Source organism: Flagellimonas myxillae (assembly GCF_023502235.1).
In the GTDB taxonomy this organism is placed as follows: Bacteria; Bacteroidota; Bacteroidia; order Flavobacteriales; family Flavobacteriaceae; genus Flagellimonas; species Flagellimonas myxillae.
This window is the reverse complement of the sequence record NZ_JAMFLY010000002.1, coordinates 131,870-156,962: the sequence shown is the minus strand read 5'-3', so window position 1 is coordinate 156,962 and position 25,093 is coordinate 131,870. Positions and strand designations below refer to the sequence as shown.

General features: G+C 44.7%; 8 protein-coding genes. 7 read left to right on the top strand and 1 reads right to left on the bottom strand.

From position 1 onward, the window contains the following. Positions 1 to 50 precede the first annotated feature (50 nt). The 3 genes from gltX (at position 51) to M3P07_RS09110 (ending at position 3,869) form a co-directional block, all read left to right on the top strand. The gene (gene gltX / locus M3P07_RS09120; protein ID WP_249969599.1) at positions 51 to 1,565 is read left to right on the top strand and encodes a glutamate--tRNA ligase; all 1,515 of its coding nucleotides are present in this window, start codon (positions 51 to 53) and stop codon (positions 1,563 to 1,565) included. Positions 1,566 to 1,617: 52 nt separating this feature from the next. Further along, complete coding sequence (locus M3P07_RS09115; RefSeq protein ID WP_249969598.1) at positions 1,618 to 2,847, top strand: hypothetical protein; 1,230 nt, start codon at positions 1,618 to 1,620, stop codon at positions 2,845 to 2,847. Between the two features lie 98 nt (positions 2,848 to 2,945). Then, positions 2,946 to 3,869, top strand: a complete 924-nt coding sequence (locus tag M3P07_RS09110; RefSeq protein WP_249969597.1) for an SPFH domain-containing protein — start codon at positions 2,946 to 2,948, stop codon at positions 3,867 to 3,869. Between the two features lie 235 nt (positions 3,870 to 4,104). On the opposite strand, the gene M3P07_RS09105 is transcribed toward M3P07_RS09110, so the two are convergent. After that, the gene (locus tag M3P07_RS09105) at positions 4,105 to 5,790 is read right to left on the bottom strand and encodes a glutamine--tRNA ligase/YqeY domain fusion protein (RefSeq protein ID WP_249969596.1); all 1,686 of its coding nucleotides are present in this window, start codon (positions 5,788 to 5,790) and stop codon (positions 4,105 to 4,107) included. Between the two features lie 258 nt (positions 5,791 to 6,048). On the opposite strand from M3P07_RS09105, the gene M3P07_RS09100 reads away from it, so the two are divergent. Genes M3P07_RS09100 through M3P07_RS09085 form a run of 4 tightly spaced genes read left to right on the top strand, consistent with a single transcriptional unit; the run spans position 6,049 to position 25,063 of the window. After that, positions 6,049 to 8,310 (top strand): T9SS type B sorting domain-containing protein, encoded by a 2,262-nt coding sequence (locus M3P07_RS09100; protein ID WP_249969595.1) that lies wholly within the window; start codon positions 6,049 to 6,051, stop codon positions 8,308 to 8,310. A 5-nt stretch (positions 8,311 to 8,315) separates the two neighbouring features. Then, positions 8,316 to 10,373, top strand: coding sequence for a PorP/SprF family type IX secretion system membrane protein (locus M3P07_RS09095; protein WP_249969594.1), 2,058 nt, complete (start codon positions 8,316 to 8,318; stop codon positions 10,371 to 10,373). 1 nt (position 10,374) lies between these two features. Then, entirely contained in the window at positions 10,375 to 24,093 is a 13,719-nt protein-coding gene (locus M3P07_RS09090; protein WP_249969593.1) for a T9SS type B sorting domain-containing protein, read from the top strand. Positions 24,094 to 24,112: 19 nt separating this feature from the next. Beyond that, positions 24,113 to 25,063, top strand: a complete 951-nt coding sequence (locus M3P07_RS09085) for a PorP/SprF family type IX secretion system membrane protein (protein ID WP_249969592.1) — start codon at positions 24,113 to 24,115, stop codon at positions 25,061 to 25,063. The last annotated feature ends 30 nt before the right edge of the window (positions 25,064 to 25,093 follow it).

The following is a 25,093-nucleotide window of genomic DNA, read 5'->3' as shown; positions in this document are numbered from 1 at the left end:
CCTTTTCTGGTCCTTATGGTCCAACTATCTTTGCAAGCAAACAAAAAAGTATGGCCGACAAAGTAAGGGTTCGTTTTGCCCCCAGTCCCACAGGTCCCCTCCATATTGGTGGAGTGCGTACCGCGCTTTTCAACTATTTGTATGCTAAAAAATATAACGGTGATTTTATACTTCGTATTGAGGACACCGACCAAAACCGTTATGTGGAAGGGGCTGAAAAATACATTCAGGAGGCCTTATCCTGGTGCGGAATCCGAGCTGATGAAAGTCCAACCACAGGAGGGTCCTTTGGTCCTTACCGTCAAAGTGAACGCAAGCATCTATACAAGGACTATGCCCTACAACTGCTAGAACAAGGCAAAGCCTATTATGCTTTCGATACACCCGAGGCTTTAGACCATCATAGAAAGGATCACGAACTAAAAGGAAAAACTTTTATATACAATTGGCACAATAGAAATAAGCTAACCAATTCACTTTCCCTAACGGAAGAGGAGGTAAAAGCAAAATTGGATGCCGGGGAAAACTTCGTGATTCGGTTTAAATCCCCACAAGATGAAACCTTGGTTCTGAAGGACCTTATTCGAGGCGAAATCAGTATAGACACCAACACCCTGGACGACAAAGTGCTCTTTAAAAGTGACGGAATGCCCACCTACCATTTGGCCAATATTGTGGATGATCATCTTATGGAAATATCCCATGTGATTCGAGGAGAGGAATGGTTGCCTTCCCTAGCCTTGCACCAACTTTTATATGACGCTTTTGGGTGGGGTGCTCCAAAATTTGCACACCTTCCACTTATTATGAAGCCAGTGGGAAAAGGAAAGCTAAGTAAACGAGATGGAGAAAAGGGTGGTTTCCCTGTGTTCCCCCTTTCATGGAACGAGTCTATGGGCTATAAAGAAGCGGGCTATTTCCCAGAAGCGGTGGTGAACTTTTTAGCCCTCCTGGGTTGGAATCCGGGCACAGAACAGGAAGTGTTTAACATGGACGAGCTCATACAAAGTTTTAGCTTGGAACGGGTAAACAAATCAGGTGCGCGCTTTGATCCCGAAAAAACAAAATGGTACAACCACAACTATCTTCAACTAAAATCCAACGAAGCGTTGGCGCAAGCTTTTTTGCCCATACTGGCAGAAAAGTCCAATTCGGAAAAGGCAGCTGACACAGGGTACATTACCAAAGTTGTAGCCATGATAAAGGAACGCGCGAATTTCGTCGGTGACTTTTGGGGCCTGGGAAGCTACTTCTTCGAAGCTCCACAAACCTACAATGAAAAGGCCGCTAAAAAACAATGGAAAGAAGGAACACCCGAACTTATGTCCGAAGTAGCCGCCATTGTAAAAAACACAACTCCATACAGCTCTTCGGAATTGGAGTCCAAAATTAAAGATTGGATCACCAACAACGAGCTTTCTTTTGGTAAGGTGATGGGGCCTTTGCGATTGCTTTTGGTAGGAGACCTGAAGGGACCCCACCTGTTTGATATCCTAGAAATGATAGGTCGTGAGGAGGCCATCCAAAGAATCAACAACGGGATAACTGCCCTAACCTCCTCTTAATCATGAATTAATTGCTATTTTTAGTAGGTTAACCAACCTTGCTAAAAACCTCATGTTTAAGTACATACATTACGTGCTGCTCATTACATGCGCTGTTTTTGTATGTTCCATTCAGGATTTGCACTCCCAAAACTCCGGGCCGGATAGCTTTAATTTCCAAAAAAATGGGATATCAAAACCCCATGCATTGGCCACCCATCCTTTTGGTATTTTGTTCGGCACCTTGCCACACAATTTTAAAAGGAGCCCAAGCTCATCCAAGCAATTTGACTTTCAAGTGGACAGTGGAAATATATGGGGGCAACCGGTAACTGTGCTGGTGCCGACATCGTCCAACGATCGGGAACGAATGAAAGAAATCCTCTTTTATAGCAGAACGTACAATTTTGATGCAGCTATCAGTCCACACCAAACCTACTCCTTCCAGTATGACGGTGTTGTCAAAAATTTCCGGCTGGCGTTTTCCCTTCCCATCCAAGAGCGCAACGAAATAACTATTTCTTCAAGAGCCTTCCTGCTCACCAAGGGAACCTTTCCATTTTCTATACTTACTGGTGATCAGTTCATTGAATTCTTTCACAGCAATATAGCTGGAGGGGAAGACCCTTTTGGACGTCGAATCCGAGGATTGGACAATGCCTCCATTAGATACACCGATAGAAATGGCCAAAGCATGAACATCGGTTCGGGTTCGTTTGTTTTCTCAGGAATCGACCTGGCATATTACCACTATCCTACGTGGTTCAATCAGAAAAACATTTCACTCAACTTTGGAACGCACTTGGGTGTTAACCTAAGTCCTTATAACTCCTCAATGGACCTAGGGATTTCAGCTGCGGGAATCAAGGTCCTTAATCCGAAGGGAAAAGGGAAATGGCAATTGGGGTTGGGCATAAATCTGCTTCGCAGAGGATTTATACAATTCAACAAAAACCAAATTGATTTAGGAACGAGTTCTTATTATGGAAGCTTTGATGGCCATTTCGAGTATGCTCGTAAAAACAAAAAAGGAGCTTACCATTCTATCGGTCTCGGCTATCGGATACAAACTCCCTATAACAACAAAAAGGAAGAAGATTACTACGTTCCAGATGTGCCCGAGCGTATAGCAAGGTGGCACGAGGCGGCCAGACATCTTTATAAATTTCCAAGTTATTGGTCCTTGATTTATTCGTTCACCAAGAAAACGGAGTTGTCCATTTATCTACAACAGGATATGCTAGTCAACAACACTCCTGACATCCAGACCGGGGTGCGATTAAGGGTTCCTATATCCTTATGATTGCCGAATATAAAACAGTGTAACAAATCCATGAATTATCCTACTGATGATACAAAAGGGTTTTGTACCTTAAAGATCTAATCTAAAATCACAGTATTATGAATCTAACATACTTAATTCCCATTGTCCTTTTCAGCTTTTTTATATTCTTTAAGTTCATCTTTATCGTTAAACAACAAACCGCGGTAATCATTGAAACTTTTGGAAGGTTTACCAGTGTGAGAAATTCCGGTTTCCAATTAAAAATTCCAATTGTCCAACGAATCGCAGGTCGATTAAGTTTGAAAATCCAACAGTTGGATGTTATCGTGGAAACAAAAACCCTGGACGACGTATTTGTAAAATTGAAGGTGTCCGTGCAATATGTTGTAATCAGGGACAAAGTATATGAAGCCTTCTACAAATTGGAATATCCCCACGATCAGATTACTTCTTATGTTTTTGATGTGGTCCGTGCCGAGGTTCCAAAAATGAAACTGGATGATGTTTTTGTAAAGAAAGATGACATTGCCATCGCGGTAAAATCCGAACTGCAAGATGCCATGTTGGAATACGGATATGACATTATTAAAACTTTGGTGACCGATATTGACCCCGATGCCCAGGTTAAGGAGGCCATGAACCGAATCAACGCTTCTGAACGGGAAAAGATTGCAGCACAATTTGAAGGTGATGCCGCAAGAATTTTAATAGTTGAAAAAGCTAAGGCCGAAGCTGAAAGTAAAAGATTGCAGGGACAGGGTATCGCCGATCAGCGCCGTGAAATTGCACGAGGTCTTGAAGAGTCGGTAGAAGTTTTGAACAAGGTTGGGATAAACTCTCAAGAAGCATCTGCTCTTATTGTGGTTACCCAACACTACGACACCCTTCAATCCATAGGTGAAGAAACGAACACAAACCTCATTCTTCTCCCCAACTCTCCACAAGCTGGAAGTGATATGTTGAACAACATGGTGGCATCATTCACTGCAAGCAACATGATCGGTGAGCAGATGAAAAAGTCAAGCCCCAAAAAAGAGTAGATCATTCTAAGATTCGCTCCGTTAAGACAAATAAAAAACCCGACTGATAATTTCAATCGGGTTTTTTGTTCATTTTGGCCACATAATCGAAATAAAGCCCGCTAATGGCCTTTCCCGCCAAAGAATATACCGTTGGGTTGAATTGTTTCAAAGCCCGCTTATTTTACGCCTGTGGCAGCCCATGATTATTAGAAAAACCAATGGCTCTTTGGCTGAATAATAGCCTGTCTCTATACTACTTTTTTTGTTCCAATTTGGCCCAAGTATCTCTTAAGGTTACTGTCCGATTAAAAACCAAATTTTCGGAGGTCGAGTCAACATCCACATTAAAATATCCCAACCGCTGGAACTGAAATCTGTCACCCACTTTTACATCCTTTAAACTTGGTTCCAGAAAACCGGTAACCTTCTTAAGGGAATCAGGATTGACAAAATCCATAAATTCTTGGTCCTTGTGACCATCCGGAGTTGCATCACTAAAAAGACGGTCATAAATCCGAACCTCTGCCTCAATGGCATGGGGTATTGAAACCCAGTGTAACGTACCCTTCACTTTTCTTAGGCTTTCTTCCGTACCACTTCCGCTTCTACTTTTTGGGTCGTACGTACATTGCACCTCTATGACATTGCCTTCCGAATCCTTGGTACAATTTTCAGCCTTGATGATATATCCGTTTTTTAAACGCACCTCGCCACCTAGTTTAAGCCTGAAAAATTTTCGGTTGGCCTCTTCCCTAAAATCTTCCTGCTCAATATATAGCTCCCTTGAAAAAGGAACTTTTCTACTACCGGCGGAAGCATCTTCAGGATTGTTCTCGGCTTCCAACCATTCTTCTTTGCCTTCTTCGTAATTGGTGATGACCACTTTTAACGGATTTAGAACCGCCATTACCCTTGGAGCTATTTTGTTCAAATGCTCACGTACATGAAATTCCAATAGGGAAACATCTACCACATTTTCCCGTTTGGCAATTCCAATGGTGTTTGCAAAGTTTCGGATAGACTCCGGGGTATACCCCCTTCTTCGCAAGCCCGATATTGTGGGCATTCTCGGATCGTCCCAGCCAGATACTACGCCATTTTCCACCAATTGCAGCAACTTCCTCTTGCTAACAACGGTGTGGCTAAGGTTTCTTCGGGCAAATTCCCGCTGTTTCGGTCTTAATTTATTAGATTCTACCAATTGGTCCAAAAACCAATCATATAGTTCCCTGTGAGGCAAAAATTCCAGTGTGCACAAGGAATGGGAGACTTGTTCAATATAATCGCTCTCTCCATGGGTCCAATCATACATCGGATAAATACACCAATCGGTATTTGTGCGGTGGTGTGCCTTGTGTAGAATACGGTACATAATAGGGTCCCGCATTAACATATTGCTCGAGGCCATATCAATTTTTGCCCTTAGAACATGTTCTCCTTCCTCAAATTCACCGTTCTTCATCCCTTCAAAAAGGGTCAGGTTTTCCTCTACAGAACGGTTCCTGAATGGACTTTCTGTTCCAGGTTCGGTCGGAGTCCCTTTCTGTTCAGCTATTTGGTCTGAAGATTGGCTGTCCACATAGGCTTTTCCTTGCTTGATCAATTCAACGGCCCAATCATAGAGCTGCCCAAAATAATCGGAGGCATAGCATTCGGTGTCCCACTCAAATCCCAACCATGAAACGTCAGCCTTTATCGCCTCCACATATTCCTTTTCTTCCTTGGCTGGGTTGGTATCATCGAACCTTAAGTTCACAGGTGCTTGGTACCTAAGTCCCAATCCAAAATTTAAACAAATGGAGCTGGCATGGCCAATATGGAGGTACCCATTAGGTTCAGGAGGGAAGCGGAAACGTAACCCTTCCTTTTCATATCCATCCCTTAGATCATCTTCAATGATGTGCTCTATAAAATTCAGCGATCGCTCTTCTTCCGACATAGGTTAAAAATTGAGGCGCAAATGTAGTAAAATGTAGGGTTTATAGCTATTCCAAACGATTTGGTGTATACAAAGAAAGCCATTTCACAACACTTTTACCGCCCCCTACAACAATATCTTTCCGTTCGACGAAAATAAAATCATATTTGTTATTAGAACATTATATGGAATAGTGGGCGTTTCAAGCGCCTTAACAACTGAACAACGATAAGGGGCACAACATAGGCGGTATTGCCATAACCCTTAAAACTAACGCTGATGAGGAAAACTACTTCATATAATGGCATTTTTGCAATGGTGTTTGCAACAGTAATGTTTGCCGCAAACACGCTTAATGCACAAGTACTCAACAAGCCTGTTGCAGCGGACAACCCAAATTTGGCAGGTAACTCTGCCTGGACAGCCGCTTGCGCTTCCGAAAGTTTCAACGAATATTTTGTGAATTTCACTTGGAATCCGCCTTTGGTGGCTCCTGACAACGATTTTGTGCTCGAATTGTCCGATTCCAATGGAAACTTTGGGTCACCAGTGGAATTGGCCCGGGTAAGTGACAAAAACACCTCTTTTGATTTTGAATTCGAATTCGCCGTACCCACAGATGTACGGGGTGAGTCCTACAAAATGAGGGTTCGAAGTACCAATCCGGCCAAAACAAGTCCTCCATCAGATGCATATCCTATGCACTATGTGGATTACAGTTCACCCTTGCTTATAAGTCAAGATGGAAGCGGTGACATTCCCCCTGGAGGAGGGATACAACTCTGCGGAGGTGGGGATATAACCCTGGAGCCGCACAACATTCCAAATGCGGATACATACATCTACAACTGGTACCGAAGCGGTACATTGCTCGCAGAAAAAGGTGCGAGCATTACTGTTTCTACACCGGGCATGTATTATGTGGAATTGGATTATGGTTCGGTCTGTTCGGGTTCGGCCAATACGCTTTCCAATACCATAGAAATCACTACGGGTACCAGCTCTGGAATTGCCATCAATGGATCCGATGACTTTGGCCTTTGTGTTGGTGACACCCGGCAATTGGAAGCCAGTATCAGCGGTATGGGCTTAACCTATACCTGGTTCAAGGATGGATCTATTGTTGCTGGACCCACTTTGGAGCAAAGCACGTATAATGTAAATACAGGTTCAGCCGGTTTTGAAGGGGTTTATGAAGTGGAAATTGACGGTCCTTCAGCTTGTTTGGAACGTTCAGCTTCAGTAACCATCAGAAATCTGGGAGACTTTGAAGTGGACAGGCAAAACGAAGCCAGCATCGTGCTTTTGCCTTCACAAACCACTACGCTTTCTTCTTCCTCAACAGCAGCTACACCTTACTATCAATGGTATAAAGACGGGGCGCCAATAGCCGATGCAACAAGTTCTACTTTGGAAATCAGTGAAACCGGAAACTATTTTGTTAGGGTAACTGAAACCGGAGGTGGATGTGCTTCTTCCCCAATTGATTCTGAGACCACAACAGTGGAAGCTCCCGAATCTTTTGAGTTTGTGGTAGAATATGTAGGTGCTTATAGTTCATGTCAGACTGCGGGTGTAACCCTTAATCTTTTAAGAATTAACGCCGTTAGCGATACTGGCTCCAGAACCGATGTTACCTCGGAACTGGAAGGTTCCTTTGTGTATCAATGGATGCACGATGGGACACCCATCTCTGGAGAAACTTCCAGAACCATAACTATTAACGACTTTGAAAACAACGGAGGGTATTCCTTGGAAGGAACAGTCGGTGCTTTCACTGCCGCCTCTAACGACCTTGATGTGGTAATGTCCACCAGTACTTCCTTGGCCATCACTTCCAACGGCACTGTGTTGTGCGAAGGAGCTGACCCAATTCGGTTTGACAGTTCGGAAAGCCTTTCAGATGAAACTTTTGAATGGTTAAAGGATGGGGTTGTTATTGACACATCAACGGAAAGCATAACCGCCGCCGAGGCAGGTGTATACCAATTACGGATTCTAACCCATGACTGCCCTATAGTCTCCAACGAGATTACTATCAACACATTTGACGAATCCCTTTTAAGCTTAGATCAGGCTGAAGAGCTTGTTATTGTTGAGGGAGAAACAGGAACAATCACCGCCAGCGGGGCCGAGTCTTATCAGTGGTTTGATGCTGACAACAATCTTTTGGGCTCTTTGGATTCCTATGGTTTTCAGGACGAGGGCGAGTACCTATTGGTAGCGAGTTTTGGAAACTGTACTATCAATCGGGTAATCACGGTTACCTATAGGGATATGTTCGCCATCCCCAATGTGATAACGGCCAATGGTGATGGTATAAACGACCTGTGGGTGTTGCCAAACAGTTATTCAAGACAGGACGATGTACTCGTAACCATTTATGATGAGCGAGGGAAGGAAGTATTTAGCCAGACGAACTACGAAAACAACTGGCCAGAATCCACAACACAATTCAACAAACTAAACATGATTTTCTACTACAAGGTAACCCGCGAAGGAGAAAGTCTGAAACAAGGAACCATAACAGTCATTAGATAAAGCGAATGCGCACCTACAAACCTCTACTATTACTAACCCTTATTCTGCTGTCTTTTTCTGGAGTACGCGCCCAGGAAGAGAACCCTTTTGTGGTGTATGATGTACCCTCGCAGAACCTGCTAAAATTCAACAGGTTTTTGATCAACCCTACCTTTTCCACGGTTAGGGAGGATAAATCATACGTTAACCTATTTCATAGAAACCAATCGGTATCTTTTGATGACAACAATCAGGTTTACTTCTTAAGCTATAGCGGTAGGGTAAGCGATAGAAGCGGGGTTGGCCTTAGTCTTTTTACTAATAGGGAGGGGCTGTTCAACAACTTTGGGGTGCACGCCAACTATGCCTATGGAGTTCGTTTGAGCCCAAAAAGTAACTTTACATTTGGTGCCAATATTTCATACTATCAAAGTTCGTTCAACCAAGATCGCGCCAATGCCTTGGACAATGACCCCTTCTTGAACTCCTTAGAAAGCAGTTCGTTGGTATTGTTCCAACCCGGGTTCAATATTTCCTACGGAAACTTTGATTTTGGGGGATACGCCGAAAACCTTTTTGATTACAACTTAAAATCCAGTGAGTCGGTTACCGAATTCAATGAAAAGACGTATTCCGGTCACATACAATATACCCACAAGCTCAAAAATGCAGGCGGTATTTTGGAAGAAGGCCGTTTAATGCCCTTGGCTAGAGCTAGAAAGATTGGTGAAAACGACGTCACCCTAGGGGGTAACCTTATCCTTGATCTTCCAAAACTAGGGTGGATCCAAGCCGGGTACGACGATTTCTATGGAGCCTCCGCCGGTCTAGGTTTCAATCTGAACAAAAACCTTTCCGTAGGATACACCGTTGAAAAAGGGCTATCCAGCAATTTTGAAAACTTCGGGGTAAGCCATGAAGTTTCCTTGGCTTATTCCTTTACTCCAAACCTTACGGAAAACAGAGTGCTGCTGGACGAGGAAGATGAATTGGCCGAAGCTGATGAAACCCCAGAAGAAACCCTGAGCCTGACCGAAAAAGACTTGGAAATAGCGCGCTTGAAAAACAAATTAGCCGAAAATGACGCCATTCTGGACGAGTTGTTATTTCGCCAAGACTCTATTGAAACAGCTAGGGAGCATGATCTGGAAAGACGCTTTGAAACCGTCATGAAAATGGTGAGAAGGGAAACCAGGGGAGAAATGCCCGAATTGGAGAAAAAAGCAAAAGAGGTCTATTTCGCCAATATGGACAGCATGGATATCATCTCCAAACGCCCGGTCCAACCGCTTGCGAATCATGGATTGTCCAACACAACTGCCGCCAAAAAGGTTATTCGACTTAACGACGATAAAAATGACGCTGTAGTAAAGACATCCACCATAAAGCGGGATAAAACGGTTAGGACTACGGCCAGCAAAAATGCAAGGTTCAGGCCCTTCAGCATTCCCAATGTGGAAAGCGGCCATTACCTCATCGCCAATGTATTCAAAAACCCAACCAACGCCGATGCCTTTGTTGACAAATTGCAGGCGCAAAACTTCAAGGCCGATTCTTTTGTGAATCCCGAAAATGGCATGATCTACGTGTATTTGGAAAGTTTCAGGAATAAGGGTGCTGCCATTGACGCATATAACTCCCAAATGAATGGGGCCTACAACGGAGATGCCTGGGTTATGAATGTAAATGGGGTGGATTCCAATGACGGGTTCAACCCGGTTTCTTCGAATTCAAGTTCCAAATACGGTGACAATACCTTGACGAAAAACGTGTCTAAAACATCGGGGGACAAAGGAGATAAAGTCACCTTCAAAACCTATAAGATAAATGGCTTGGGCTCTGGTTTCTACATCATTGCCAATGTTTTTGAAAAGCCTTCGAACGCTAAAAGATTTGTAAAGAAGCTTAATGCCAGTGGCTTAAATGCCAGCTACTTTATCAACCCTGAAAATAACCTTAGGTATGTCTATCTCAAAAAGCATGAGAACTGGACCAATGCCCTTACCTCATACTATTCCAAACTAAATGCCTCGTATGATGACGAAATGTGGATTATGCGGGTTAAACCAAAGCTCAATAGTTAAAATGACCAATCGAATTTTTAAGCTATTTCTAGGTGTTGCCTGTTTCGTTGGCCTCGGTCAATCCATGCAGGCTCAAGAGGTGCCTTTTACCCCTCGTTTAAACGATGGCGGAAACACCTATCTAAATATTAAAGGGGACTACACTTTCTTGTCCAATAGTGTTATGAACAGTGTGTCCAACGGGCACGACGTAAACACGCCCTATAACGGAAACGGAAGTAACAACAGTCTGCATGTTGAATATGTGGATATCGATTCGGACCCTTCAACCTTTAACTCCAGTAGCTCAACCCTGTCGTTGCCCAGCTGCTCCCAAATTTATTGGGCCGGTCTGTATTGGGCCGGTAACTACGACGTAGAGCGGGATGGTGACCATAGAAGCCGGTACGTAAGCGGGTACACGGACGACCCCAACCACTACGACGTAACCCAAGTAAAATTTCGGGTTCCTGGCAGCTCAACTTATATCGACCTTCAGGCCGATACCGCCGCCGACCCAGTAGGAGAGGAAGATGACATTATTGTAAATGGTTACAACACCCTGCCCAACGACCCATATGTCTGCTACAAAAACGTAACCAATGTTCTACAAGGCCTTGCCGACCCCACTGGAGATTATTTTGTGGGTAACGTTAGAGGAACAAGGGGTGCAACTACCTATGGTTGTGCAGGTTGGACCTTGGTAGTAATTTATGAAAATCCAACACTACCCGGAAAGTACATTTCCGTTTTTGATGGGTATGAAGGAATTACCACACAATCGGGAAATTCAACTGCCGATATTACAGTTTCAGGATTTAATACCATTCCAACAGGGCCAGTAAACGCCAGAATTGGGGTAAGTACTTTGGAAGGGGAGACCTCTTTGTCTGGAGATACTTTTGGAATTGTTTCCAACAGTAGTGCGAGTTTCACTGACATCTCCGATGCCGCAAATCCAAATAACAACTTCTTCAACTCCACTATTTCTGAAGATGGTGCCAATGTTACAACAAGAAATGTCAGCAGTACTAACGCCATCGGTTTTGACTCGGATGTCTTCGACCTGAACAACCCAAGTAACAGTATCATCGACAATGGTGACACCAGTGCAACCCTCCGATTGGGAACAAGTGGTGACTGGTTTGCTTCCTTCTTGGTAACCTTTGGGGTGGAAATTATTGAGCCCACCATTGTACTTGAGAAAAAGGTAGAGGATATCGGCGGTAACGACATTACAGGACTGGGCGTGAATCTAGGGCAATATCTGGATTATGTACTCTCCTTTGTGAACACCGGAAACGACGATGCCACCAACTACACTATTAGGGATATACTGCCTGCCAATGTAACCTTGGATGAAACCACGATTACCATGCCCGCGGGAGTCACCTATACTTATGACTCTTCCACAAGGGAGGTGGTGTTTAATATTCCCGATAATTTGGTAGAAGAGGGTGATCCCGTGTCCGAAATACGGATGAGGGTACGAGTAGCAGAAAACTGTTTCGATTTTATTGATGCCTGTACTGACATCATTGAGAACCTTGCTTATTCCACCTACGAAGGTATCATAAACAGCAACCAAATTAGTGACGACCCCAGTGTGTCTGATTTTGATGATTGTGGATTTACCACCCCTGGAGCCACCAACTTCCTGTTGGACGACCTTTCGGCTTGTAATTTTACCCGAACTGTTCAGCTTTGTGGTGATGATGTGCTTTTGGATGCTGGGGATAACTTTGATGCTTACGTTTGGTACCGGGACGAAAATGGAAACAACCTTATTGATGGCTCGGACACCGTTCTAAATGATGGTGACCCAGATGGTGACCCCAGTACTTTTCTAGTTAGTGAAACGGGAACCTTTATGGTCGACAAACAAGTGGCCGACCCCTGTAAAGACTTTACCGAAATAATCATTGTTGAACTTTTTGGTACCACTCAGACCAACCCCATAACCGCATTGATCAATGACACCTCCAACACAGTGGATGGTGAAATAGTAGTCTGTCCCAACGATGGTGCCGAATTGCCGGAAATCTTTTTGTGTGGACTAAATGATACGGAACTGATCCAAGTCAACATCCCTGATGCTGATAGCATTGAATGGGAGCAGTTGGATGAGTCCAGTTGTCCAGCAGGTACTCAAGATTGTGCCAACACCGACAACTCCTGTACCTGGAATGTGGTGGACACGGGCAACGATTTCTTGGCCTCTGATGCCGGTCAATACAGAATGGTCATCAACTACCAAAATGGTTGTTTTAGCCGATTCTTTTTCAACATCTACAAAAACCCTTTAGACCCCCAATATACATCAAGGGATATTATTTGTAATAGTGATGGTAATATTACGGTTACCAACATGCCCATTGATTATGAGTTTAGATTGATCGACCAGACTACAAGCACGGTGTTGGTTCCTTATAATGCAAACCCAAGCTTCGATATTACCACCAATGGTGCTTATATGGTTGAGATGCGACAACAAGGGGTAACCGACGGTTGTGTTTTTGTATTGGATAACATTGGAATCCTCAATAGGGACTTCCAAGTTGATGTGGTTCCAAGAGACACCGATTGTAACGGTTTGGGGGAGATTGCAATTTCTATCCTTAACGTTGAGCCGCAATACTATTATGAAATCTCCCAAGGTGGCACAGTGGTTGACACCTTTGGACCATCTGCGGACAACAATTATACTTTTGAAAATTTAAACGATGGCGTTTACGACGTCGATATTTCTACGGATGATGGATGTGTATATTCTGAACAGGTAACCATTAACGACTTAACGGACCTGGATTTAACCGCAAGGGTTTCACAACATATAACCTGTAGAGAGGGAAATATACAAATGGACTCTTCTGGTGGGCAAACTCCACATACATATGCCATTTGGTCTTATGTAAATGAGTCTGGAACTACTATTACTTCATACCCAACCGTAGGAGATATTCCCGCGAGCGCCTACCAAACAAGTGTCATTTTTGATATTCTAGATCCGGGCGACTATACGTTTGTTGTAGTTGATAGGAATAATTGTCATTCTATTTCCAATACAGTGACCATCTATTTTGAGCCTTCGGTGGACTATACCACTACGGCCACAGACGAAACTTGTTTTGGAGCAGAAGACGGAACAATCTCTTTTAACCTAATCAGTACAAATGGATATCAGGTCGAATTTTTCCTAATAGATGATGCAACCGGATTGGAGATTGCTTCAAATACTTCCGGCCTGTTTACAAACCTGCCGCAAGGAGATTATACCGTTCGACTAAATCAACGAAAAGGAAGTGCCTCATGTGATTACTTTGAGAATTACTCCATTAGCGGACCAACCTCTGGTGTGAGCGGGGATGCTGTATTAATACAAGATTACACCTGTTTACAAGATGGAATTATCGAGGCACAAAATGTAGTGGGCGGGACCCCTCCTTACGAGTACAGTATTGATGGCGTAAACTTTGTAAGCGGTGCCGGTGCGGAAACCTTTTCCAACCTGACCAATGGGAGTTATGCAATCACCATTCGTGATGCCAACAATTGTACCTTCACGACAAATAGTATAGTCTTAGACCCCCTAAATCCCCCTACGGACTTAACCTTTTCTGCTACGACACCTTCTTGTCCAACATTGACCTCTGATGTTACGGTGACCGTTGTTGATGGAAATACTCCTTTTGTTTTTGAAATCACGGCGCCAGCGGCAGTTGCAGCTACCTCAACCACTGGAAATTCTGCTGATTTTGATGGCTTGGCCCCTGGCACTTATACCTTTAGGGTAACCGACGACAAGGGTTGTGTTTATGATGAATCTTTTACCATAAATCCTGTTTCACAAATTGCAGTGGCAGGAAACTTGGTAAGTAATGTTACTTGTTTTAATGATACGGACGGAGAGGTAGATTTTGCCGTTTCTGATTTCAACACGGATTACAACTATTCCGTCACAGGTCCGTCGAATTTCTCTGGAAACAATCAAACCGGTGGAACCATATCTTTGACCGGTTTGGATGATGGAACCTATACCATCATCGTAACAGATAATTTAACTGGTTGTACGGCAACCACCGATGTTACCGTAAACGCTCCGGCCGCTGCGCTTACTTTGGCCGCTGCCGAAACCCAACCGACATGCCCCACAGATGGTAGTGTAATCCTCACTTCAACAGGTGGTTGGGGAGGAAACACCTTTACCTTGACCAATCCTGACACTTCGGTGTTTGGTACTAATAGTACAGGTCAGTTTAATGGGCTTTCACAAGCAGGAACCTATACAGCAACGGTTACAGATGCCAATGGGTGTGTGGTAAACACTAACTTCACCTTGAATGCTGCTGTTCCACCAGTTATGGCCATTGTTCCAAACGACACTTGTTATGATGACGCCGTAGGCTTGACCTTGACCGCTAACGTTACCTCGGGAGGTGATGGCAACTATCAATACAGCCTTAACGGAGGTGCCTTTGGACCTGCCAACGTGTTTACCGGACTTACTTCGGGAACATATACTATTGATGTTCAGGATGGTAATAATTGTACAGATTCAGCATCAATAACCATCAACCCAGAACTGACCGTTTCTGCAACTGCGGCAAACATCACAGCTTGTGGTACTGACACAGATGTTGACATTGTTGCTGCCGGTGGAGATGGTAATTACGTATACGCCATAGTTGCGGATGGAGTAACACCTACTGGCGGAGATTTTGCCGCCACCAATCCAGTTACCCTAACCGGAGCTGGTGATTACGATGTTTATGTTCGAGACAACAATGGGGGAACTGGATTCTGCGAGGCTTCTTTTGATATCACTGTGGTACAAGATGCTCCATTGACCATAACGCCAAGTTTTACTCCTGTCAGTTGTTTCGGGGGTTCAGATGGATCCATCTCAATGGTAGCCGCAGGAGGTGAGGCCCCATATGAATATAGCATTGACAATGGAGCCAACTATCAAGTTTCAGGAAATTTTGTCAACCTTTCACAAGGAACCTATAACCTTAGAATCCGAGACGCAAACAATTGTGAAACTACAGGGACTATTACAGTAACAGAACCCAATCAATTGGTGGCTGAAGCACAACAAACACAATCTTATACCTGTTTACAATTAGGTGAGATCTCTGTTGGAAGTGTAACTCCGACATCAGGAGGTTCAGGAGATTACCAATATAATATTAATGGAGGTCCGTGGACTGCTTCGACTACAGGAGGAACCATCTTCACTGGATTAACAGATGGCACATATTCCATTCAGGTAAGGGATGCCAATGCGATTGGATGTACCATCACTTTGCCTGATGTAATCATCGCTCCGCTTCCTGCCGAACCTACATTATCAACTTCCATAACCTATAATTGTGATGGAACAGGCGAAATTACTGTGCTTCCAAACGACCCCACCTATACGTACAGCCTCAATAGTGGTGCCTTTCAAGCAAATAATCTATTTAGCGGTGTAGCGGTAGGGACCCATACTATTGATGTTGACTATGGCAGCGATTGTATTGTCCAGACTACAGTCACAGTAGAGCCAGGAAATGCCTTCAATTCATCCATCACCGCTTTCTCCGATATTAGTTGTAATGCCGGAACAGACGGAAGCATCACCTTTGAAGTTGAAAATTTTGATGCCGTTAACGGATTTGAATACCAGGTAAACGGCGGTGGATACTCTGCGCCCCAAATGGCCAGTCCTATCACAATTCCAGGGCTAGCTGCGGGTAATTATACTATTGAAGTTCGCGACGTACTGGACAACTCTTGTATTGTAACGCTTAATCAGACCCTCTCCGAGCCAACACCTGTGGTGGCTTCAGCCAGCATTACCTCGGTAATGACCTGTACCAATGGAGGAGCTACGATTACAGCTTCTGCAGCCGGGGGAACTCCGGCCTATGAATACCAATTGGAGGACAATATCGGTACCGTGTTAACGGCCTACCAAACCTCCAACGTCTTTGCCGGATTAGCGGCTGGAGATTATATTGTTAGGGCCAGGGACACCAATCTTTGTGAAGACCCGATCGATGCGGCCATCACTGTGGTTGCCCCAACCCCAATAACATTTACCTCCACGGAGACAGCTTGTTATAGCGGCAGCAACGACGGCACCATCCAAGTTGATGTAACAGCAGGGAATGGGGACTACCAATTTAGCTTGAATGGTGGGCCATGGATTACGCCAACACCAGCCACAGCAACTACCCATACCTTCGTTGGATTGGCGGCTGGCAATTATACCATTAATGTTAGAGACGGGTTTGGTTGTACAGGAACCTTGCAAAACGTAACTATAAACGATGCGTTGGTGGCTACGGTTGATGTAGTTGACATCAGCACATGTGCAGACGGAAGTATTACGGTAACTGCATCGGGCGGGGTGCCAACTCTGGAATATGCATTTGTGCCAACGACAACGAGCCCAACTGGATTGTTCTCAACCACAAATACCTTCGCGGTAACTGCGGGTAACGACGGAGATTATGATGTTTACGTGAGGGACAATTCCGCTACGGTTCCTTTTTGTGAATTCATGGAAACGGTAACCGTTAATCCGGCTACACCCCTTACAGTAACAAATACTCCAACTGACCCTGATTGTCACGACGGAACAGGCTCTATAGAAGTCGATATTGCTTCTGGTATCGCGCCATTCACCATCCAAATTGTTGATCTGGACAATGGAGGTGCAGGAAACCTAACCGACACCAATGTTTTGGTGACCAACAGAACGTACTATAATCTGTTGACGGGTGATTATACGGTAACCATTACGGATTCCACAGGATGTACGGTTTCCGAAACGCCTATCAATATTGCAAACCCAGATGAGCTCACAGCCACTATTTTAGGTGTCACACCAGCATCATGTACTGGAGACCCCAATGATTTTGGATTCGAGTTCACTGCATATCCAGGTACTCTGGGCACCATAGAGTTTAGTGCCGATGGCGGAGCAACTTGGATTGGGGACAACAGTGTTCCAGGAACCACAGACCGCTTCACAGGATACAATTCCGGAGATGTGGTAAACCCCTCGATGAGGACAGTTGATGGTCTTGGAAACACCGTTTGCCAAACCGATTTCCCTCCCTTTATCATTCCTTATCCTTTGGATGATCTGGATATTACCATTGCGGCCATCATTGTTAACTGTAATGAGCTTCAGGTTACCGTTCAGGGATCGCAGGGTACGCCCAACTATCAATACACCTATTCGGACGACCCTATGAATTTTGACCCCGTTACGCCAGCGGTTTCTTGGTCAACCCCAGCCAGAGGTCTTGCCGACCCAGAGATCTTCACCGGTTTGGTGCCTGGTAGAACCTACGTATTTTATGTTAGGGATGCTGCAGGTTGTGTTAGACAAAGTAATGTCAACGTAAATGACCTAATCACGGTTCCTTTGGAAATTACATCTTCCTTTACGCCCTCTTGCGACGGAGCAAGTAACGGAAGTATTACCTATACCGTAACCGACAATCAGGCTCCATTCGGAACAGAGTTTAGATGGACCGTTTACGATATGACCACTGGAGTGCCAGTTGCTGTTGCAAATAGTGGCGGAAATGTACCTTACACTTCTCCTCAAGATGTAACGGTGAATGGGCTTGGTGCCGGAAATTATTTTATTGAGGTTGTAGAGGTTGATGGAGGTGTTGATAGTTGTGTGGGTGCCACAGAAAACGAATTGCTTGAGGAATTGGATCCCTTGACAGGAACTCCAGTAGTATTACAAAATATTAGCTGCGACAACCCTGGGTTGATTCAAGTACAAAGTCCATTTGGTGGCGGGGGAACATACACCTACACCGTAACTGGACCGGCTCCGTTTGTTACGATTACGTCAACATCGGACAACCCCATCGAGATTCCAGCGAACTCCCCGGCCGGAAACTATGATGTGACCATGGAAGATCAATATGGATGTTCCTCTCCTTTGGGCACAGTGGCCTTGACATTGACTCCAAATCCAACTATAGATTCCACAAATGTGGACAATTGCTCGGACCCTGCTACCGTAACAATAAATGCGACAAGCGGCGCTGCACAAATATTTTATTCCTTGGACGGAGGGGCCACTTACCTGGATAATGGTGGTGTCTTCAATAATGTTTCCGCTGGAACCTATAATATTTCCATACTTGACAGTAATGGATGTACTGATGCCGGTATGGTAACCGTGCATCCTGTTTTGGAGGTTGATGTCGCTTTGACCAAACTTTTGGATTGTTCCGTAAGTCCAGACGCCGAAATTACCATTGAGGTGCTTGCAGGGTCAGGGGATTACGACTATCAAATTACCGATGGTGGTGGAACCGTTGTTGCAAGAACGGCCCTTCCATCAAACCCTTTTGTGTTCAGCACGACCACAGTTGAGAATTATTCCATCACAGTGTTCGACAATCTTACATCGACACCTTGTACAAGGGTGTTTAACATTCCTGTTGTGCCGGCAGTTATGCCAACGTTCAACATCACATCTACCTCAGATGTGACCTGTAACGGGGCCCATGATGGAACCATAGATGTTGCGGCTGTTGACGCCGGAACCGGACCCTATACCTTTGAAATTATTTCCGGGCCGGGAAGCTCTGCTGTTTTCCCAATTGCGCCTACTACCAGTAATGCAACTACCGCTTCATTTACCGGATTGGAAGGTACTGCTGCCGGAATTACGTATACCATAGAAATTACTGCGGCCAATGGCTGTACTTCTACCCAAACACAGACCATCACCCAGCCCGATGTTTTGGCCAATATCAACACCTCTGTGGTTGAATTTGGTTGTGCTACAGGGAACAACATGGACAATGCCACCATAACCGTTGATACGGCCTCTATAACAGGAGGAAGTGGAAACTATGTCATTTACGAGTTTATCAATGACCAAGGCACCGTTCCTACTGGTGATGACGTTGTGGTTCAAGTTGGGCCGAATAATGTTTATACAGAAACCAATACTGCAGGAGGAAGTTATATCATCAATGTTTATGATGACAACGGATGTGAGGGAACAGTTGCTGAGACAATTGACCCATTTGATGAGCTTGTTTCGGCAGCTATTGCCGTTGACGCTGTCGCAACTTGTGTTACAGGTGAAGATATCACCATAACAGCAAACGGATCGATCACCAACTCAACAGCAACACCAGTGAATTATGAGTTCAGATTGTTGCCGGCAGGGGTTTTCCAAGCTTCTGGAAGCTTTACAGGATTGGCTGTTGGAACCCATAATTTTGAGGTAAGAAATACTGTCACGGGTTGTGTACTTGCCACATCACATACAGTTGCCGATCCTGAAGTTCTTGATCTTGTGGTGACCAATACCACAGACATTACCTGTTTCGGAGACACCAATGGTACGGTAGAGCTAGATCTACAAGATGCTGCGACAATTACCTATGCTAGCGCTACGACCTACACTTTATACTACGATATCAACAACACCCCTGGTAACTTGGCAGATGATGTGGTTACTGCTGGAGGTGATGCCGATGGTAATTTTACCATTACCGGTCTTGCGGCCGGAAACTACTTTATTGAGGTAACGGACACCAACCCTCCAGGTTCCGCTTGTGTTTATACAGAAGCTTTTGCCATAGGTGGGCCGAGCGCCGGAATCTCTGCCAACACCCAAGTGACACAAGTTACTTGTGCCTTAAATGATGGTATCATTGAAGTAATCAATCCAGCTGGAGGTTGGGGTGGCTACACCTACTTTGTAGATTTGGCCTCCAACCCTGCACCAACATTCCCAGGCAGCTATCAGGTTTCTCCACAGTTCACCGGTCTTGCTGGTGGAGGTGGTGCCGGAACTGATTATCAGGTTTGGGTGGCAGATTCCAGTGGATGCGAATTCCAATTGCCAAATGTAAATTTGGTAGACCCAACCCCGATAACGGCTACGCTACAAATCAACCAAGAAAACTGTACGGCCCTTCAAGGAGAAATTGAAGTTGTAGGAACAGCTGGCGGACAAGGAGGCAACTATACGTACCAACTCGTTCGAAATGGAGGAGACCTTGGATCACCCCAAACCGCGACCGTATTCTCTGGATTGGGTGCTGGGTCTTATGAAGTCCGCATTACCGATCAGTGGTCATGTACTACAACTGTTGGTCCTGTGGTTCTTCTTGATGAAATGGTTGCTACGGCTACCGTGGTCAAGCCTATCGATTGTACCGTAGATCCAGGAGGCCATATCACCATAAATGTAACTGGTGGTTCGGCCAACCTCACTTTCGATGTGCTTTTCCCTGATGGGTTTACCACAGCGAACAATGCAACCGGAGTTTTTACCGGACTTACACAAGCAGGAACTTATACGTTCACTATTACTGACGGTAACACGGTTACCCCATGTGTTGTTGTAATTACACAGGATCTAGATGCTCCTGTTAGCCCAGTTATCAACGATGTAATCATGGATCCTGTGAATTGTAATGGTGGTTCAGACGGTAGCTTGACTGTTGAACTGGATCCCATAACAACCGTCAATCCGGTCTACACTTACGAATTGTACGAAATGTCAAATCTGGCCGTGCCGTATAGAGTGGCACAGACCAGCAATGTCTTTGATAACCTGCCACAGGGAGACTATAGGGTACGAGTTATTTCTGGAAGGTCTTGTGATGATTTCTTTGATCAAACGGTTACAGAACCGACCGCACTTATGACCTCTGCTTCGGCAACAGCCTTTGTTTGTAATGCCAACAATGCAGTAAATACTTCTACAATTACAGTGACTGCTTCGGGCGGAACAGGCCCTTATTTGTACAGTATTGACAACGTGAATTTCCAAGCTTCAAATACTTTTGAAATTGTTGATAATGGAGCGGTTCAGAATATTACTGCCTATGTAACGGATGCCAACGCCTGTGCGCAAACTGCAGTAGTAGCGCCAATTCAACCCATCAATGTGTTCACGACCGCAGTTTCGCAAAATATTGCGATCAGTTGTGCCAGCCCTGAAGAGGTTTTGGTAACGGTAACAGATGATGGCAATCCTGGTAACACATACACCTTTGAGTTGTTGCCTGTAGGAAATCCATCGGGTAGTTTAACAGCAACTCCAACAAATGTGACTGCTAATTTTGAGTTGACCCAACCAGGAAGCTATACTTTTAGAATTACGGACAATGCCACAGGATGTTATGTGGATACCGCGCCTTACGACATTGCACCTTACGATTTGATTGAGGTGGTTGCAACCCCAACAGCACCGGCCGTTTGTTTTGGTGATACCAATGGTGCCCTGGAAATCAATGTTACTGGATATACAGGAGCTTACGATTACGAGGTGTTCAATGCCAGTGGGGTAACCACAGGGGTAACAGGTTCTGCCAATACCACTACAAATCCACTTAGCATTCCCGGATTCCCAGGTGGCAACTACTTTGTACGTGTGACCCAAACAGCCAATCCGTTGTGCGTTGAAGATTCCAACACGATTACCATTGCATCTCCAGACATGGCGCTTGCAGCTACGCCAATTGAAGTGGCCAACGTTACTTGTGCCAACAACCTTGGCGAGATAGAGGTGTCACCAACTGGAGGATTTGCACCGTATAACATTCAATTGACCAACACAACCACAGCACAAGTATACAATATGACGAATGTGGTAAGCTTTGTGTTCCAAGGGTTGTCGGCTGGTTTGTTCGATGTAGAAATCACGGACAGCGCAGGATGTGTGATCAATGAACCTATTACATTGGTTCAACCTACACCTATTACAGCAGACATTGACGCTACTCCTACCAACTTGGTTTGCTTCGGCGACACCAATGCCACAGTGAGTGCGATTAATGTACTCAACGGAAGAGGAGTATACCAATACGTGTTGAATATTTATGACACAACCGGAACTACCATCGTTTCCAATTCAGGAGCCCAATCCAACCCTGTTTTCAACAACCTTGGAGCTGGAGTTTACAGCATTACGGTATCTGACGGCTGGAGTTGTGATGTGGAAACTGCACAGGTTACGATTACCGAACCTGTTGAGGTCTTTGCCAATCTTGTACAGCTATCACAGCTTACTTGTACTACACAGGCCCAAATTGAATTGACGGCTTCTGGTGGAACTGGACCCTACGAATACAGTACCGATGGCGTATTGTACAACAATATGGCAGGAGGCAATACCCATACCTTTAGTGTTCCTGCTGGATCGTATCAATATTTTGTTAGGGATGCCTTTGGTTGCGACGCCATGATCTCCAATCAAGTTACGGTAGAGCCCATTGTTCCTTTGGATGTAATTATTGATGACAGTGCAGCCACCATAAACTGTACTGGAGAGGCATCAGCCACAATCATTGCGGATGCTGTGGGCGGATTAGGAAACTATTCTTATGAATTATTCTCCGATCCAGGACTTACGTCCTCTGTTGCCGGACCGCAGACCAACGGAGACTTTAGGGGATTGATTGCTGGCACGTACTACGTACATGTCACCAGTATGGATTGCCAAGTGACCAGCGCAGCCATTGATATAATAGATCCCGCTCCACTGCAAATCGACAGACAGGAATCTACCGATGTTACTTGTTCTGGACTCGAGGATGGTACCATTACCGTAGAGGTTTCCGGGGGAACCGGGGATATCTATTATGCCATTACCCCTAACCTAGATCAGTTTGACACGGTAGGAACTTTTGAGGATTTGGCTCCTGGTATATATGACGTTATTGCACAAGATAGAAACGGTTGTTTTGAAACTTTCCAGTTTGAAATTCTACAACCGGAGCCGCTACAGGCACAAGCGATTAATGTGATGCACGAAGTGTGTTTCAATAGCGCTGACGGAGAATTTGAACTGGATATTACCGGAGGTACAGCTCCGTATTTCTCAAGTTTGAATTCCAATGCCGATACCGATTACATCCAGGATCAAGTGTTGTTCCAAAACCTTCCTGCAGGAATGCATGTGGTTTTTGTTAGGGATGCCCAAGGATGTGAAACCAATGTAATAGTTGAGATAAATCCTGGCGTAAACCTGGTAGCTGAAGTGACTCCGATTTACGAGTGCGATGGTAACCTGCCAACCAATAGATTGGATATTGTATTTGAGGATACCAGCGTTATTGCAGATGTTATGTACGCTATTGATTCCACAGATCCTGCGGACCTTCAATTAACATCCGACTTTATGAACATTGCTCCAGGCGATCACTTCTTGACCATTGCGCACGCCAACGGTTGTATCAACACCATTGACTTCAGCATTACTGGATATGAACCGTTGACCTTGGTGCTGGAAAACAGCAATATCAATGAAATAACCGCAGTCGCTGCTGGAGGACTAGAGGATTACACCTTCATTTTTGATGGTGTGGACAATGGAACGGACAATACCTATATTATCAACAGGACAGATACGTACGTTGTTACCGTAATTGACCAAAACGGATGTGAGGTAACCATGGAAATCTTTATGGAATTCATTGATATAGAGGTTCCCGACTTCTTTACTCCTGATGGGGATGGCCTGAACGATACTTGGTTGCCAGACAACTTGGAGGCCTTCCCGAACGTACTAATGATCATTTTTGATCGTTATGGTAGAGAGCTCTATCGTATGCGTTATGGTGATACCGGATGGGACGGAATTTACAATAATAGCGAGCTCCCAACAGGAGATTACTGGTACATCATCAAGCTTCAGGGCGAAAACGATGACCGTGAATTAGTTGGACATTTTACCCTTTATCGACAATGATAGTTTAACCTACAGCATCATGTTAAAAAAACACATAGCCCCCCTCCTAATATTGCTGATCACCTTTGGTGGTGCTGCGCAGGAATTGACCATTCCGCAGTTGTCCCAATATATCGCGGACAACCCTTTTATCATGTCACCAAACTATGCGGGGATTGGAGACCATATAAAAGTTAGGTTAAACGGCCTTACCCAATGGGTGGGGATCGAGGACGCCCCAGACACCCAGACCTTGGCGGCCGATGCCCGAATAGGCAACCGTTCCGGATTGGGTATGTTGATGTACAACGATAGTAATGGGGAAACCAAACAAAGGGGCGCACGGGTTTCTTTTGCCCACCACCTTACCTTGGATAGGTACGAGGATATTTTCCTTTCCTTCGGAATCTCCTACAACTTTAACCAATTTAGGATTGACGTAGAGAACTTTACGGATTTCAACGGCCAGCGTCCAACAGATGACAAGGCCACAACCAACCACAATTTTGATGTTGGTATGTTGTACCGGTATAAAAAACTCTTTGTGAGTGTAAATGCCTCCAACATTTTGAACAAGGACTTGGCCCAATTCAACCCTGTTTTTGAACCAAACACCTTGAGAAACTACTATCTATATGCCGGGTATAGCATTTCCAAAAGCAAAAACAGCAAACTGGAGGTGGAACCTTCCGTTTTCTACCAATATTTTGAAAGTGATGGACGATCCGTAACGGATTTGAATGCCAAGTTCCGTTTTCACGATTTTGAGGATTATTACTACGTAGGTCTAACATATCGCTTCTTAAACGACCAATTGGGTACCCCGTTGTATATAGCGCCCATTGCAGGTCTAAAAAAGAACAACTTCTATTTTGGGTATTCCTATCAAATCATTACCAACGAAATCTTGGGATATAGTACTGGTACCCATGTTGTGACTGTTGGAATGGACCTCTTCCAAGGTATTAGCAATTGTAGGTGCATGTATTAATTAGCCAGTTTGAACTATTTTTGTCGCACC